Below are 14604 nucleotides of genomic sequence, written 5' to 3'. Positions count from 1 at the left end.
CGTTTCGTACCTTCGCAAGTCGAAACGTAGCCGGGGTACGGCGTGTTCTGCGTATCAGCCCTGGTCAGCGACCCATGGAAGCGACAGGAGAGCCGGAAAAAGACCGTGAAGGTACCTCTCGGCCAGGACCCGTCCGTCAACATCGTCCTCGGCGACAAGGGCGGTCGTGCCGGCTGCGCTCTCACCGTCCAGGGCGAGCCCGTTCAACGCGGCACTACCTAAAACACGTTCGGCCGTGCCACCTGCACACTCCCATCCAGTCACCTCTCAGCCGTGTCGACGAACCCACCAGCAGCACAGGGGCGAAGCGCTAGTGTGGCGGCCATGTCCGGAGCGGATCAGGCAGGGGTTCCACGAGTGTCGGACGACGTGGCGGACGTCGTCGTGGTGGACGGGCAGGCGCAGTCCTACAGCGGCAATCTTCATGAAGAGCTCAAACTGGTTCTCGTGATCAACTCCGGGTTCACCGTGCGCAGGCGTGGCACGACCTTCCGGGCTGCCCCCGGCCAGTTGATCGCCCTTCATCCGGACGACGCGCATTCCGGGACGCCGGACGACCTCGGCCGGGCACGCTGGCTCATCATGTGTGTGTCACCGTCATTGATCACCGAGGTCACCGCGTCCGAGGCCGTGCGGTTCAGGGATCCGGTGATCTCGCACAGCGGGCTGGCCGGCCGCTTCCGGTCCGTACACAGCTCCCTCCACCGGCCTTCGGAGGATCCCGGTTCCGCGCTGAGGCGGGAGACCGAGGTGCTGGAGTTCGTCTCGGCGCTGGCGCGGCACTCGTACCGTGCCGGGGCCGACGGAGACGGGACGGGCACGGGGCGGCGCGTCCCCGAGATCGCGCGTGAGTATCTGCGGGAGAACCTGGCCCGCAATGTGACGCTGGACGAGCTCAGCGTCGTAACGGGGTTGAGCAAGTACCGGCTCGTACGCGTGTGTACGGCGTGGTTCGGCCTGTCGCCGCACCAGCTGCACCTGCGTCTCCGGCTCGATCGGGCCAGGGTGCTGCTCCGGCACGGCACAGGGATCGCCGACGTCTCACACGAGACGGGCTTCCACGATCAGCCCCATCTGACCCGTGTGTTCGCCAAGGCATACGGGGTGACCCCCGCCGTGTACCAGTCGACCTATCGGGGTACGGCGTGGACGGACTTGGCCCCGCGCTGATCCGGGTGGCGGCAAGAACGTGCAATACGCCGGGGAGCCGCCGCGCGTAGGTTTCTCCTCGACGCCAACTCGGCATGGGTGTAAGGGGATTCGTGATGACTGTGGAGAAGGTCGAGTTCAGTAGCGACGGGTACCGGTTGGTCGGTGACCTCCATCTGCCCGAGCCCGGGACCGAGCGGGGCGCAGTGGTGCTGACCGGCCCGTTCTCCGGTGTGAAGGAGCAGGTCACCGGTTATTACGCGAAGCGGTTCGCACAGCGCGGCTACCTGGCTCTGGCCTTCGACCACCGGAACTGGGGCGACAGCGAAGGAGAACCGCGTCAGCACGAGGACGCCTCCGCGAAGGTGTCCGACCTGCGCAACGCGGTCAGCTTCCTGGCCGCCCGGCCGGAGGTCGACCCGGAGAAGATCGCGGTCTGCGGGGTGTGCCTGGGTGGGATCTACTCGGTGCAGCTCGCCGCGTTCGACCCCCGGGTCAAGGCTGTGGCACTCGTCGCGGCCGCCTACAACAATCCGGGGCTGATCCGTGACCGGTTCGGCGCGGAGAACTTCGCGGCGCTGATGGGCCAGTTCGCGCAGATCGCGCAACGGCAGTCCGACACCGGCGAGATCGAGTACTGGCCCGCGGTCAATCCCGAAGGCATGCCCGCGGGGAACCCCGGCCCGGAACCGTTCGAGTACTACGGGACCGAGCGGGGCGCCGGCTCCGGGTGGGAGAACCGCTGCACCGCGCTGTCCGTGCTGCAGGAGCTGACGCTGGATGTGGATGCCTTCCTGCCGCTGGTCACCGCTCCCCTGCTGATCGTGCACGGCAGCGGCGACCAGGCCATTCCCGTGGCCGACGCGGAGGCCGCCTTCGCGGCGGCGCCCGAGCCCAAGGAACTTCTGCTGCTGGACACGAGCAACCACATCGAGTTGTACGACGACGACAGCTACGTGCTGCCGGCCATCGATCGGACCGTGTCCTTCTTCGACAGGAACATGTGATGAGGTATCGGCTGCTGGGCCGAACCGGGCTGCGGGTCTCCGAAGCGTTTCTGGGAACGATGACCTTCGGAGAGGACTGGGGGTGGGGCGCGTCGGTGGAGGAATGCCGCGCGATGTTCACCGCCTACGCGGAGGCGGGCGGGAACGTGATCGACACCGCCAACCGGTACACCGAGGGCAGCAGTGAGCGGATCGTCGGGGAACTGCTCGGCTCCGACCGCGATCGGTTCGTGCTGTCCACGAAGTACACACTGACCATGGACGGAACCGACCCGAACGCCAGCGGCAACCACCGCAAGAACCTGGCCCGTTCGGTGGAGGCCAGCCTGCGGCGGCTGGGCACCGACTACATCGACCTGCTGTGGGTGCACATCTGGGACCCCAACACGCCGATCGAGGAAACCATGCGGGCCCTCGACGATCTCGTGCGAGCGGGGAAGGTGCTGTACGTCGGTATCTCCGACGCGCCCGCCTGGCTGGTCTCTCGCGCCAACACGATCGCCGAGTTCCGCGGGTGGACGCCGTTCGCCGGCCTCCAGCTGCCCTACAGCCTGGTCCAGCGCGACATCGAGCGGGAACTCCTGCCCATGGCCGAGGCGTTGGAACTGTCCGTCGCCGCGTGGTCGCCCCTGGCCGGTGGCGTCCTGTCCGGCAAGTTCACCCGCTCCGGCGCCGACGGCCCCTCCCGGGTCGACCGCACCTCGGTCTCCGAACGCGACCTGGCCATCGCCCGTACGGTGGACGCCGTGGCCGACGAACTCGGTGTGCCCTCGTCCCAGGTCGCCATCGCATGGACCAGGACGCACCGGCCCTGGATCCATCCGATCCTCGGCGCCCGCAACCTGGCCCAGTTGACGGACAACCTCGCCGCGATCGACCTGGAGTTGCCCGAGGACGCGGTCAGCCAGTTGAACAAGGCCAGCGCGATCGAATTGGGCTTCCCACTGGAGTTCATCCTGGATACCACCGCCGACTTCGTGTACGGGCCCAGTGGAAGGCAGGTGCACGGCCGCCTTTCCTGAGGGTGTCCCGTAGCTGCCGGGCCGGGACCGGGAGTGAGTTCTTCCATCTCCGGACCAGCCTCGCCGGCCCGCCGGTTCATCGGCGAACTGTGCGAGCTCGCGGACCGACACGAGCCCGTCGACGACATACCCAGGGCTATGGACTCGTCCGGTCAGGCATCACCACATCGGCGACGCAACCCGTTCATCCGTGCGTCGCCGAGCACGTCGACGTCTACCTGAAGTCCTCTGCGCAGAGATCCGCCTCCAGGGTGGCGACCGTCGGGGACGTGCGGAGCTGCAGCGCTTCCGGGCATGTGCGCCCGCGGCCGGACGTCGGCCAGGGTGCCGAGGTCAGCGCCATGCCGGTTTCCGGCCCTGCGGGTGAGGTGCGGTGTTGTGCAGCCGTTGTCTCGGCCGGTGCATCGGCAGACCCACGGCGACCGCCGGAGCAGCCGGCTCAGACACCGTGGGGCATGTGCCCGGGAGAGGCCCGCCGTTCGACGGCGTCCAACGCCGGGGCGATCACCTCGAAGGCCCGGTCGGTCAGCTCGGCGGGGTCCTCGGCACCCTCGCTGCCGCTCCACCGTTGCAGCACGGCGCCGAAGGCGGTCAGCGCCATCCCGGCGGCCAGCTGCGGGTACAGATCGGTGTCGGGGTCGATCTCCAGGCGACGCGCCAACTCCGCCGTCAGGTCGTCGCGCCACTGCGCCTGGCGCTCCAGAAAGCGTGCGTGCAGAGCGGGGGTACGCAGAATCAGCTGCACCACTCGCAGTGCCCGGTCGGAGGGGTCGCCGCAGGCAGCCATGGAGACCCAGACGGCGTGCTGCAGCGCCACGGAGGGCCGCTCCTCGATGGGGCGGGCCGCCAACTCTGCGTGCATGCCGATGCCCATGTCGGCCAGAAACTGGACGACCACGTCCTCCTTGGACGCGAAGTACCGGAAGAAGGTGCGCTTGGACACTCCGGCCGTGGCCACGATCTCGTCGATGGTGACCGCGTCGAACCCCTTCAACGCCAGCAGCTGCAGCGCCGCTTCGGTCAGCTCGTTGGCGACCAGCTGACGTTTGCGCTGGGCCAGGCTGATTTCGGGGTGGGCACTCACGTGGTAATCGTAGCGCCATGCCGTGCATGACACTGAGTATCATCTTGACACCAAGTGCCATGGACGGCAGCGTATGCCATATGACACAGGAGCAGCGCTGGACTGTCGATCAGATCCCGGACCAGACCGAGCGGGTGATCGTCGTCACCGGGGCCAACAGCGGCCTCGGTCTGGCGACGACCCGGGCGCTCGCCCGCCAGGGCGCGCACGTGATCCTTGCGGTGCGCGACGAGGGAAAAGGCCACCGGGCGGTCGCGGAGATCACCGCCGAGCAGCCGGCCGCCTGCCTCGAAGTGCGCCACCTCGACCTCGCCGATCTCGACTCGGTCCGCGCCTTCGCCGACCAGTTGCATACCGACCATGCGCGGCTGGATGTGCTCGTCAACAACGCCGGTGTGATGGCGCCGCCGCGATCGCTGAGCGCGCAGGGCCACGAGTTGCAGTTCGCCTGCAACCACCTCGGCCACTTCGCGCTCACCGGGTTGCTGCTCGATCTGCTGACCGTCGGGCGTGACCCCCGCGTGGTCACGGTGAGTTCGATCAACCACCGACAGGGGCGCATCCACTTCGATGACGTCGCCGGTGAGCGCAGCTACTCACCCATGGCCTTCTACAACCAGTCGAAGTTCGCCAATTCCGTCTTCGGACGGGAACTCCACCGGCGGCTGATCGCGGTCGGCAGTCCGGTGCGCAGCTTGCTCGCCCATCCCGGCTATACCGCCACCAACCTGCAGACGAGTGCGCCGGTCGGCCTGTGGCGGGTGGTCCTGGGGCGCATGGGCAACCCGCTGTTCGCCCAGACCGCGGACGACGGCGCGTTGCCCCAGCTGTACGCGGCGACCGACCCGAATGCGGAGAGCGGTCAATTCATCGGACCGGACGGCCTGGCCGAGCTGCGCGGCGGACCGACGCGGGTGCAGTTGTCCCCCGCGGCCGCGGACGCCGGGACAGGCCGCCGTCTGTGGGAGCTGTCGGAACACCTGACCGACGTGCGGTTCGTGTTTCCGACTCCTGGCTGATCAGTCGGTGCGCTCACCCCGGCCCGCACGAGGAGCGACGGGCCGGGGTACAGCTCAGCGGTGACGGTGCCGGGCTCGCGCCGTCGTGTGCGCGTACGAGGACGTTGGGCTCATGAAGATTTTCGCTGGAGGGGATGTCGAAAATCCGGTCCCGGGTCGCTACACGCCGGGACGGTCCGGCCCTCGTCCTCCGAGCATGCCGGTCGCCGACCGCGTAGGGGAGTCCTTCGCCTGCGTGGACCTCCGTGCCCGCTGGAGAGCCTGATGGACCGACCAGACGACGGACACCAGCGGAACAATCACCATCGCTCCCAGCACCCCCGCCGCGATCGCGCCACCGATCACCGAGAGCGCGACCACGACCGGATGCAGACGGACTGCCCGGCTCATCACGATCGGGTGCAGCAGGTGCCCCTCGATCTGGCCGATGACGACGATCAGCGCGATGACAACGACCGCTACGATCGGCCCCTTTGACGCCAGAGCCACGACGGCAGCCACTCCGAGGGCGATGGGTGAGCCGATCAGTGGGACGAAGGCGGCGATGAACTCCAGCAGCGCCAGCGGAAACGCCAGCGGCACTCCGAGTACGAAGAGGGCAAGTCCCACGAGTACGGAGTTGGTGGTGGCCACCACGACGATTCCGTGGGTGTACCCGGTGAACGTCCGCCACGCCGCTCGGCCCGCGATCTTCGTTCGCTCCCGCGCCGTCGCCGGAAGCTGTTCGCAGAACCAGTCCCACTGCCGGTCGCCCGAGTGGATGAAGAAGACCGAGCAGAACAGCGCGAGAGCGAACACGGTCATCACCTCCACCAGTCGGCCCACGCCACTGAGCGCCGTACTGACCAGGGTGGACCGATGGCTGGACAGGTACTGTCCGATCCGGACCTGCAAGTCGCTCAGCGCCCCGGGGTTCAACCGGAAGGGTGGCTTCTCCAGCCAGCGCTCGATCCTGGCGAGGCCCTCGCTGAACTGCCGCTCCAGCCCGGCACGTTCTCCGGCAACCGCCTCGCCGACCAGGTACAGCACGCCGAGGACCAGGACGATACTGCCGAGGAGCGTCACCGCCACGGCGAGTGGCCGAGGCATCACACGAGCCAGGAGGTCGGCCGCCGGGCGCAACAACGCGGTGACGACCAGGCCGAGGAAGACTGCTACCGCAACCTCGTGGAACCGTCCCAGCACGGAAAAGGCGGCGTAGACGACAGCTCCCACGACGAGCGTCCGCCAGGCGTAGGCAGCGGCCGTCCGCAGCGCGAGGGGCACGTGCAGTTCCTGCGTCGGGTCGGCCGGTGCTCGCCGCGAACCCGGGCCCCGGGGCGCGGAGCCCCTGGTGCCACGCATCGCCTGGCGCGACACCGCACGGCTCGGGTACCTCCGCCTTCCAGGCCGGGAGCCGGGGTCCGGGTTGTCGGACGGGAGATGCGATCGCCTGGGCATTCCTTGCTGGTACCAGACGGCGCCGTATCCTCCCGGCTCCCTCGGCTGCACACTCGCGAAGTCACCCAACAGGCGCAGTCACCGGTTTCCCGCAGAGATCTCCATCGTCGCAGTGCCGCGGGCATCGGCGCGGGCGCAACTCCGGGGCGGCGAGGTCCGCAAGCAGAGTGCGAGGCCCGCGCCACCCACGCATTCGGTCGGAGCGCGGGCGACTTGCGCGCACAGCCGTGCGTCGTGGCCTGCGAGCATCCAGGCGGCCCGGCGTTCGCGGATGGCCGGTGGGACAGGGCGTCCAGGTCGATGGTGGAAGCGGCCTGGCCGAGTCGGCCGATGTCGACCGCGGTTCCGTCGATGCGGGCAGCCGGCAGGCAGTCGAAGAAGCACGGTCCGCCGGGTGGAGCAATGGACTGGCTTGGTGCCGCATGCCGACCAAGACTGGTCGCGTCAGGGCCGGCCGGTTTCCGGCCTGCCTCGGGGGAACCGACCCATCGAGTTCGAGGGAGCGCCCGTGGGCCTCACGATTCTGCGAGCCGGTCAGGGCAAGCGGCTGTTCCTCGTCCTCGCGAGCTGCACGCTCGTACCGCGGAGAGCTCCCCGCGCGCTGTCGGCATCCCGGCGGGCAACGGCGGACGCCGGGCGCGGAGTCGGTCGCGTGCAGCCGGCGGAAGCGAGATGAGACCGTGCCCAGGTCCGCGCACACCCGGTTGATCGTGCTGCGGCACGCCAAGTCGGCCTGGCCGGAGGGAGTACCCGACCATGAGCGTCCACTCGCCGGGCGGGGCCGCCGGGACGCCCCGGCGGCCGGGCGGTGGCTGCGCGATGCTCGGTGTGTGCCCGACCTGGTCATCTGCTCTACCTCCAGGCGTACCCGTGAGACGTGGGAGCTTGTCGCGGCGGAACTCGGTGCGGCGCCGAAGGTGGTCTTCGAGCAGCGGGTCCACGAGGCAACCGCCTCCGCCCTGCTCGATGTGGTGCGTGCGGTCCCGGAGCGGCGGCGGACGGTGCTGCTGATCGGCCATCAGCCTGGCGTGCAGGACCTTGTCCTGTCCCTGGCCGGAGAAGGCGGCGACGAGGCACTCGCACGGGTCCAAGGCAAGTTCCCGACCTCGGGCATCGCCGTGCTCCTGTTCCCGGGCCCGTGGTCCCGGCTCGGACCCGGCACCGCGGCACTCACCGCCTTCGCAGTTCCCCGCGGCTGACCGGAGTTGACCACCCCCGCCCCCAGCAGGCCGGACACCAGCGCTCCGACGACGATCCGGGCGATGACGAAGGCATGGAAGGAGCGCTGGGCAACGAACCTCAACGGCCAGGCGATGGGGGCGTTTTGCGACCATGAGGACCGGCCCGCCTCAGCCTGACGCGGCCGGTCGGGGTGTGGCCACCCGGCGGAGCGGCTGAGGCGTGGCCCGCCCCTCCGCGCCGTCCGCCATTGCCCGGGGGCTCTGGGCCTTCCTTCCTGCGCGCTCGCCGAGTTCGCCTGACGCACGCGTCCTGCTCACCAACTGGGTGAGCGTGAGCTGCCTGGCCGTTCCCCCCCGGGCCGGCCGACGGCGACGGGGCTGGTGACGGGGCGTGGGGCAGCCTTCCGCCGGAGCGGGCACGTATATGTGCGGCCGTCGGCCGGTGTCGCGGGCGAGTGCGTCGCGGAGCAGGGGCAGGTGCGCGCTCACCGCCGCGAGGCAGTCGTGTTCGTCCCGGCAGGCGGGGCAGGTTGTCAGGTGGGCGCGGACCTGGGTGGTTTCCTCGGAGGCGAGGGCATTGAGCGCGTATCCGGCCAGCAGTTCACGGATCGTGCTGCATTCCTGGGGTGTGGTGAACATGGCGGTGTCCTCTCGGTGCGGGGGGCGCGCGGTCGGCGCGGCCATGGGGTTCAGGCGCGGGCGTCATCCGGGTCCTGCTCGGTGACGTCCATGGTGGATGTGGTCTGTTCGGCGGTGCTGTCCTGACTGGTGTGGTTCGCCTTCGATCGGCGGGGCCGCCGCTCTGCGGGCCGGCCCGGCGCCGGGCGAGGAGGACGAGAGGTGCGAACAGGAGCGGGAAGATCCAGGAGGCTCAGCCGTGGATCGGGGATGCGGTGGGCGGCGCGTCCGGGTGTGCCCGGGGCCAGGGCCGCGGCCCGAAGGAGCGTTGCCGGCGGTGCGGCTTCGTGCTGCGCCGGTCAGGCGTCGCGTCGCTTGAGGAGCCAGGCGGCGAGACCGAGCAGGGCGGCTGCGTATCCGGCGAAGAGTGAGAGACCTGTCCAGGGGGCCATCGCGGGATCGGGGACGACGGAGAGCACGGCTTGTCCGGCGTTGCTGGGCAGGTAGGGGTCGATGTGCTGAGCCCAGTCGGCCGGAAGCAGGGCGCCCAGTCCGGGCAGGACGAGCAGGATGCCCACCAGCGTGGCGATGGCTCCCGCAGAGCTGCGAATGATGGCGCCCAGGGCTACGCCGAACAGTCCTACAACGGTGAGGTAAAGGGCGGTACCGAAAACCACACGGGTGACGCCGGGGTCGGACAGATGTGTATCCAGGTGAGCGGAGGACAGGACGGCCTGGCCACCGAAGAAGGCGGCGAAAGCGGCCGCGGTCATCAGGACGAGGACGACGCCGGTGAAGACGACGGCCTTGGCCACCAGCACGGGCAGTCGCCTGGGGACGGCCGTGAGCGTGGCATGGATCATTCCGGTGGTGTACTCGCCCGTGAACATCAGGACGCCGAGGACACCGACGGCCAACTGCGCGGGCCGGAACATGCTCAGGCTGAGCTCGGCTCCGTTGAAGTGCGCCAATTCCCGGGCGCTGAGGTCGCCTGCCCGCAGATGCGTGACCAGCATGCCCAACCCGACCATCGCGGCCACGGCGGTCAGCAAGGTGATCGACGTGGAGCGCACGGTGCGCAGCTTGATCCATTCGGACCTGAGGGCCCGGAGCAGGGTCACCTTGCCGGGGCGCACTGTCGCGCCGAGCGGGCGCGTGAGGACCGTGGTCATGACGCGCTCCTTACTCCGACCGGCTCGTCGGTGCTGTTGGCGCGGTACTCGACCGCGTCCCGGGTCAGTTCCATGAACGCCTCTTCCAGGGAGATCCGCTGGGGAGAGAGTTCGAGCAGGGTGAGCCCGTGGTCGGCGGCGGTGTAGCCGATCTGGTCAGTCGTCAGGCCGACCACTTCCAAGGTGTGGGGCGCGCAGGTGGTGAGGGTGACGTCCGGACCCGCCAGCAGACCTTTCAAGCGGTCGATGTCCGGGCAGCGCACGCGCACCACTGTGCGGGCCGCGCCGCGGGTGAATTCCTCGACCGAGGTGTCGGCGATGAGCCGTCCGCGACCGATGACGACGAGATGTTCGGCGGTGAGCGCCATCTCGCTCATCAGATGCGACGAGACGAACACCGTTCGCCCCTCCCCCGCCAGGCGCTTGAGAAGATTCCGGATCCACCGGATGCCCTCCGGGTCGAGGCCGTTGACCGGCTCGTCGAGGATGACAGTGGCGGGGTCGCCGAGAAGGGCGCTGGCGATGCCGAGGCGCTGGCCCATACCCAGGGAAAACCCGCCGGCCCGCTTGTTGGCCGCCTCGCGCAGGCCGACGAGGTCGATGACCTCGTTCACGCGCCGGCGGGAGATGCCGGTGGTGGCGGCCAGGGCCAGCAGGTGGTGGTAGGCGGTGCGGCCGGTGTGGATGGCGCGGGCCTCCAGCATCGCCCCGACCTCGCGCAGGGGCGCTTCGTGCATTGCGTAAGGGCGGCCGTTGACGGTGACGTGCCCTGCGGTTGGGGCGTCCAGCCCGAGGATCAGCCGCATGGTGGTGGATTTACCGGCCCCGTTGGGACCGAGGAACCCCGTCACGATGCCGGGGCGGACCGTGAAGGACAGATCCTCGACGGCCGTCTTGCTGCCGTACCTCTTGGTAAGGCAGTGGGCTTCGATCATTGCGAAACCTCCGTTCACCACCTCACTCTCGCCCGTGACCGGCCCCTCGCACATCGTCCCCGTGCAGCGATTCCCGGGTACCACGTCCGCGGTACGGGGTCCGCCGGCCTACCGCGGCGACGGAACGCGACACGTACCTGTGCCGACGATCACGCGGATGTTGCTGAGCGGCTCGGCTCCATCGCCGGGCTGACCAGGCCGCTCTGGTAGGCGATGACGACGAGCTGGGCCCGGTCACGGGCCGCCAGCTTGGTCATGGCCCGGTTGACGTGGGTTTTGGCCGTCAGCGGGCTGATGAACAGGCGATCGGCGATCTCTTCGTTCGACAGGCCCAGCGCGACGAGCCCCAGGACATCGCGTTCCCGTGGTGTCAGGCACTTCAGCCGCTCGTGCATGGCTGCCGGGCTGGCTTCCGGCTGCGTCAGGAATCGCGTGATCAGCGCTCGGGCGGCAGACGGGCACAGCAGCGCTTCCCCGGCGGCGACCGTGCGGACGGCCTCGAGAAGCTCCTCGGGCCGCGCGCCCTTGCCGAGAAAGCCGCTCGCACCCGCGCGCAGCGCCTCGGCGACGTACTCGTCCTCCTCGAAGGTGGTCAGGATGAGGACCTTCACCCCTGCGAGGTCCTCCGACTCGCCGATCAGCCGCGTCGCGGCGAGGCCGTCCATCTCGGGCATGCGGATGTCCATCAGGAGCACATCCGGGTGCTGCGCATGGGCCAGCTCCACTGCCTCGCGGCCGTTGGATGCCTCGCCCACGGTCTCCATGTCGTCCGCAGCATCGAACAGCATCCTGAAGGTGCCCCTCAGCAGGGCCTGGTCATCGGCGAGCAGTACGCGGATCGTCATACCCATCTCTCCTCGGCGGTCCGTTCGTTGCCGGACCGCCCGTGGCCGTTGCGGCTCGCAGGGGCAGATCGGCAGTCACAGCGAAGCCGCCCTGCGGGCGGGCTCCCGCATACAGCCTGCCCCCGACGATGGCGGCCCGCTCGCGCATCCCGATCAGCCCGTGCCCCGTCCCCTGGGTCGGCTGGTGGTGCGGTCCGACGCGTCCGTCGTCCTCGATGGTGATCGTCAGCCATTCGGGGCGGTAATGCAGGAACAATCGGGCGTGGTCCGCGCCGGCATGCTTGTGCACATTGGTCAGGGCCTCCTGCACGATGCGGTACGCGGCCAGGTCGACCGCCGGCGCCAGCGGTTCACTGATACCGCGCTGACTGTGCCTGACCGCCAGGCCGGCACCTTCGAACGACGCCAGCAGGGCCGGTAGCTGCGTCAGACCCGGCATCGGATCGCGCGGCGCCGCCGGATCACCCGACTGCCGTAGCAGGCCGACGGTCACGCGCAGTTCATCCAGCGCCGACCGGCTGGTGTCCCGGATGTTCTCCAGAGCGGCGAGTGTCTGCTCCGGCTGCCGCTCCGCGAGATGGACGGCGACGCCTGCCTGAGCGTTGATCAGGGCGATGTGGTGCGCGACGACGTCGTGCAGCTCGCGCGCGATCCGGACCCGCTCGGCCGCCACCCGCTGCTGTGCCTCCTGCTCACGGGTCCGCTCCGCGTTCTCCGCCCGTTCCTCCACGGCTGCCACATAGGCACGACGTGACCGCACCGCGTCCCCGATGGCGGCCGACAGAGCCGTCCACGCCAGCATCACCGCCTTCTCCGGCTCCAGCCACGATCCCGGGGCGAACACCACGGCCGCCCCCACCAGGGCGGCGGCCGTGATCGACGTGGTGGTCCAGGTGGTGCGCCGGTCGGTCTGCACGGCCACGGTGTAGATGGACACATCGACCGGGCTTGCCACCACCGGGCTCTCCCGGAATCCGAGCACCTGAAAAAGCACCCCGCAGCCGACCGCGATAGCCAGTACGCCGAATGGGTGACGGCGCCGCCACATCAACGCCGAGCAGCCGACCGCCGCCAGCACCACGCCCTGCCACCGGTACTCGATCCGGTGCTCGTCCGGCACAACAGCAGAAGCCACGACCGACAGCGCGAACAGCACGGCCGACATCAGCGCGTCCACCACGCCGGGCCGGGCTCGTGCTTCCCGCCTCCAACCGTTGATCACTGCCATCCCTCCACCGTAAGTGCGTTGACCGGGCCCGGCATCGTGTCGGTTCGGCAGGGCAGTCCCCGGGCACGGGGCTGTTGACCGGGTTGCGTGACGGCGTGAAGGCCACAGCTCCGGCCACACCGTCCGCTCCTGGCGTCCCTGGACGGAGCGCCGCCCACCGATCCACGCGGACTGACCCCATCGCCACCCCGGGCCGTGCTCCCGCGGACGGCAGGCACGCGCCGTCTGCAACAATGGACGCTCATCTCGGAGCGCGGCGGACCGCCGTGCTCGTCTCGTCACAGGAGAGCACGCAGTTGCCCCAGAAGCACGCGGCCCCGTCCGACGGCAGCGGCCGCAACGATCTGCAGGCCGACTGCGCGAACTGCTTCGGGTTGTGCTGTGTCGCGCTGCCCTTCGCCCGTTCCGCAGACTTCGCGGCGGACAAAGACGCCGGCAAGCCATGCGCGAACCTTCAGCTGGACTTCCGTTGCGGCATCCACACACGCCTGCGGGAGAAGGGCTACCAGGGCTGCACCGTGTTCGACTGCTTCGGTGCGGGCCAGAAGGTCTCACAGGTCACCTTCGGTGGAACGGACTGGCGGCAGGCGCCGGAGAGCGCCCGCCCGATGTTCGAGGTCCTGCCGGTGATGCGGCAGCTCCACGAACTGCTCTGGTACGTCACCGAGGCCCTCGATCTCGCGCCGGCCCGCCCCGTCCACCCCGATCTGCGCCGTGCGCTGAAGCGCGTCGACGGCCTCACCCGGGGGGACGCTGCATCGCTCATGGACCTCGACGTGGCGGCGCTGCGCGACGATGTGAACGCTCTGCTGCTGCGGACCAGTGACCTGGTGCGGGCCGAGGTGCCCGGCCGCAAGAAGAACCACCGGGGTGCCCAGCTGATCGGGGCCAGGCTGAGCGGCGCCCGGCTGCGGGGGGCCAGTTTCCGCGGGGCCTGCCTCATCGGGGCCGACCTCAAGAAGGCCGACCTGCGCATGGCCGACCTGATCGGGGCGGACCTGCGCGGCGCCGACCTGAGCGGAGCCGACCTCACCGGGAGCATCTTCCTCACCCAGGCCCAGCTCAACGCGGCCAAGGGCGACTCGGCCACCGAGCTGCCTGCCGCCCTCACCCGTCCCGCGCACTGGTAGCCCGCGGCGGGGTCATCACGACCGCGGTCGCCACGATGCCTGCGCCGTCCCCGGCCAGGGGCTGCCACGCTCCGGACCCCGGTCACGAGGAGAGCGCCGCCGGCCGCTGACAGGAGCGCCTGATGACAGCGGAGGGCCCCCGGGCGAACCGGCGGCAGAGCACTCGTCCTCTGCCGCCGTTCCCTTCGGTACGCAGTGATGGTGCGTCAGCCGTGGTAGTTGATGTAGCCGTTGCGGTCCGGGTCGGAGCCGGTCTTGGTGTAGGCGTGGACGTCGGCCCGGCTGCCCGACGGCTTGTACAGGTAGATGGTGTCCTTGTCGTTGTTCCAGATGAAGTTGCAGTTCTGGCGGTAGACGACGTTCTTGGCGTCGGAGTCGGTGCCGTGGCCTCCCCGCAGCTTCACGTAGTCGCCGGGCTCGAGGTAGTGGCTCGCCGAGAAGGTGAAGCGGTTGCCGGCGGCGTCCTTGACTACGTAGCCCCTGAGATTGACGGTCGCCTTCGACGAGTAGTTCTTGATCGTCAGGTACTCGTCCTTGGTGTTCCCGGTGGAGCACCTGTTGGAGTCCGCGCCCGGCGCGTCGTACTGGACACCCTTGATCTTCAGCGCCGACGAGTACTCGGCTGCCTGTGCCGGGGCGACGGCAACAACCGCGATGGTTCCGGCAGCGGCGATGGTGGCTATGGCATGGCGTATGCGCATGAGGAATTCCCCCCAGTCGTGCGGATGGAGCGCCTGGAGCATACACAAGTCATGGTGGAGAGATGCAGAAAAG

Annotated in this window: 14 protein-coding genes; 6 read left to right on the top strand and 8 right to left on the bottom strand. The window is 69.4% G+C overall.

What is annotated here, in order from left to right; translation table 11 throughout:
• Positions 1-324: 324 nt before the first annotated feature.
• The 3 genes from ACFU8W_RS45750 (at position 325) to ACFU8W_RS45740 (ending at position 3178) form a co-directional block, all read left to right on the top strand.
• Complete coding sequence (locus ACFU8W_RS45750; RefSeq protein ID WP_384051286.1) at positions 325-1170, top strand: helix-turn-helix domain-containing protein; 846 nt, start codon at positions 325-327, stop codon at positions 1168-1170.
• Between the two features lie 95 nt (positions 1171-1265).
• Positions 1266-2156, top strand: a complete 891-nt coding sequence (locus tag ACFU8W_RS45745; RefSeq protein WP_384051283.1) for an alpha/beta hydrolase — start codon at positions 1266-1268, stop codon at positions 2154-2156.
• The gene (locus ACFU8W_RS45740) at positions 2156-3178 is read left to right on the top strand and encodes an aldo/keto reductase (protein ID WP_384051280.1); all 1023 of its coding nucleotides are present in this window, start codon (positions 2156-2158) and stop codon (positions 3176-3178) included. Before ACFU8W_RS45745 ends, ACFU8W_RS45740 begins: the two co-directional genes overlap by 1 nt.
• 439 nt (positions 3179-3617) lie before the next feature.
• On the opposite strand, the gene ACFU8W_RS45735 is transcribed toward ACFU8W_RS45740, so the two are convergent.
• Complete coding sequence (locus tag ACFU8W_RS45735) at positions 3618-4262, bottom strand: TetR family transcriptional regulator (RefSeq protein ID WP_384051277.1); 645 nt, start codon at positions 4260-4262, stop codon at positions 3618-3620.
• Positions 4263-4342: 80 nt separating this feature from the next.
• Here ACFU8W_RS45735 and ACFU8W_RS45730 point away from each other — a divergent pair, with 80 nt between their 5' ends.
• Positions 4343-5281: an oxidoreductase gene (locus ACFU8W_RS45730; RefSeq protein ID WP_384051274.1), complete on the top strand. Its 939-nt coding sequence runs from the start codon at positions 4343-4345 to the stop codon at positions 5279-5281.
• Positions 5282-5440: 159 nt separating this feature from the next.
• Here the strand turns inward: ACFU8W_RS45730 and ACFU8W_RS45725 are convergent, their stop codons facing one another.
• Positions 5441-6547, bottom strand: coding sequence for an AI-2E family transporter (locus ACFU8W_RS45725; RefSeq protein WP_384051270.1), 1107 nt, complete (start codon positions 6545-6547; stop codon positions 5441-5443).
• An 854-nt stretch (positions 6548-7401) separates the two neighbouring features.
• Between ACFU8W_RS45725 and ACFU8W_RS45720 the strand changes: the two genes are divergently transcribed.
• The gene (locus ACFU8W_RS45720; protein WP_384051267.1) at positions 7402-7920 is read left to right on the top strand and encodes a SixA phosphatase family protein; all 519 of its coding nucleotides are present in this window, start codon (positions 7402-7404) and stop codon (positions 7918-7920) included.
• 150 nt (positions 7921-8070) lie between these two features.
• Here ACFU8W_RS45720 and ACFU8W_RS45715 read toward each other — a convergent pair whose 3' ends face one another.
• The 5 genes from ACFU8W_RS45715 to ACFU8W_RS45695 all read right to left on the bottom strand — a co-directional run bounded on the left by ACFU8W_RS45715 (position 8071) and on the right by ACFU8W_RS45695 (position 12700).
• On the bottom strand, positions 8071-8541 hold the full coding sequence (locus tag ACFU8W_RS45715; protein ID WP_384051264.1) for a zf-HC2 domain-containing protein: 471 nt from the start codon (positions 8539-8541) through the stop codon (positions 8071-8073).
• Positions 8542-8879: 338 nt separating this feature from the next.
• Positions 8880-9692 (bottom strand): ABC transporter permease, encoded by an 813-nt coding sequence (locus tag ACFU8W_RS45710; protein ID WP_384051261.1) that lies wholly within the window; start codon positions 9690-9692, stop codon positions 8880-8882.
• On the bottom strand, positions 9689-10627 hold the full coding sequence (locus tag ACFU8W_RS45705) for an ATP-binding cassette domain-containing protein (RefSeq protein ID WP_384051258.1): 939 nt from the start codon (positions 10625-10627) through the stop codon (positions 9689-9691). Before ACFU8W_RS45705 ends, ACFU8W_RS45710 begins: the two co-directional genes overlap by 4 nt.
• 149 nt (positions 10628-10776) lie before the next feature.
• Positions 10777-11472, bottom strand: a complete 696-nt coding sequence (locus ACFU8W_RS45700) for a response regulator (protein ID WP_384051255.1) — start codon at positions 11470-11472, stop codon at positions 10777-10779.
• Positions 11444-12700, bottom strand: coding sequence for a sensor histidine kinase (locus ACFU8W_RS45695; protein ID WP_384051252.1), 1257 nt, complete (start codon positions 12698-12700; stop codon positions 11444-11446). Before ACFU8W_RS45695 ends, ACFU8W_RS45700 begins: the two co-directional genes overlap by 29 nt.
• 296 nt (positions 12701-12996) lie before the next feature.
• Between ACFU8W_RS45695 and ACFU8W_RS45690 the strand changes: the two genes are divergently transcribed.
• The gene (locus ACFU8W_RS45690) at positions 12997-13830 is read left to right on the top strand and encodes a pentapeptide repeat-containing protein (RefSeq protein WP_384051249.1); all 834 of its coding nucleotides are present in this window, start codon (positions 12997-12999) and stop codon (positions 13828-13830) included.
• A 206-nt stretch (positions 13831-14036) separates the two neighbouring features.
• Here ACFU8W_RS45690 and ACFU8W_RS45685 read toward each other — a convergent pair whose 3' ends face one another.
• Complete coding sequence (locus ACFU8W_RS45685) at positions 14037-14531, bottom strand: lamin tail domain-containing protein (protein ID WP_345511597.1); 495 nt, start codon at positions 14529-14531, stop codon at positions 14037-14039.
• Positions 14532-14604: the final 73 nt, after the last annotated feature.

The sequence above is a fragment of the Streptomyces sp. NPDC057565 genome, assembly GCF_042801455.1.
GTDB lineage: Bacteria > Actinomycetota > Actinomycetes > Streptomycetales > Streptomycetaceae > Streptomyces > Streptomyces yanii.
This window is presented reverse-complemented; position numbering and strand designations above follow the sequence as displayed.

Excerpts from the sequence above, each read along its gene's own strand:
- ACFU8W_RS45740 (WP_384051280.1), top strand. The coding sequence starts at position 2,156 with ATGAGGTATCGGCTGCTGGGCCGAACCGGGCTGCGGGTCTCCGAAGCG.
- ACFU8W_RS45730 (WP_384051274.1), top strand. The coding sequence starts at position 4,343 with ATGACACAGGAGCAGCGCTGGACTGTCGATCAGATCCCGGACCAGACC.
- ACFU8W_RS45695 (WP_384051252.1), bottom strand. The coding sequence starts at position 12,700 with ATGGCAGTGATCAACGGTTGGAGGCGGGAAGCACGAGCCCGGCCCGGC.
- ACFU8W_RS45715 (WP_384051264.1), bottom strand. The coding sequence starts at position 8,541 with ATGTTCACCACACCCCAGGAATGCAGCACGATCCGTGAACTGCTGGCC.
- ACFU8W_RS45745 (WP_384051283.1), top strand. The coding sequence starts at position 1,266 with ATGACTGTGGAGAAGGTCGAGTTCAGTAGCGACGGGTACCGGTTGGTC.
- ACFU8W_RS45705 (WP_384051258.1), bottom strand. The coding sequence starts at position 10,627 with ATGATCGAAGCCCACTGCCTTACCAAGAGGTACGGCAGCAAGACGGCC.
- ACFU8W_RS45750 (WP_384051286.1), top strand. The coding sequence starts at position 325 with ATGTCCGGAGCGGATCAGGCAGGGGTTCCACGAGTGTCGGACGACGTG.
- ACFU8W_RS45710 (WP_384051261.1), bottom strand. The coding sequence starts at position 9,692 with ATGACCACGGTCCTCACGCGCCCGCTCGGCGCGACAGTGCGCCCCGGC.
- ACFU8W_RS45685 (WP_345511597.1), bottom strand. The coding sequence starts at position 14,531 with ATGCGCATACGCCATGCCATAGCCACCATCGCCGCTGCCGGAACCATC.
- ACFU8W_RS45700 (WP_384051255.1), bottom strand. The coding sequence starts at position 11,472 with ATGACGATCCGCGTACTGCTCGCCGATGACCAGGCCCTGCTGAGGGGC.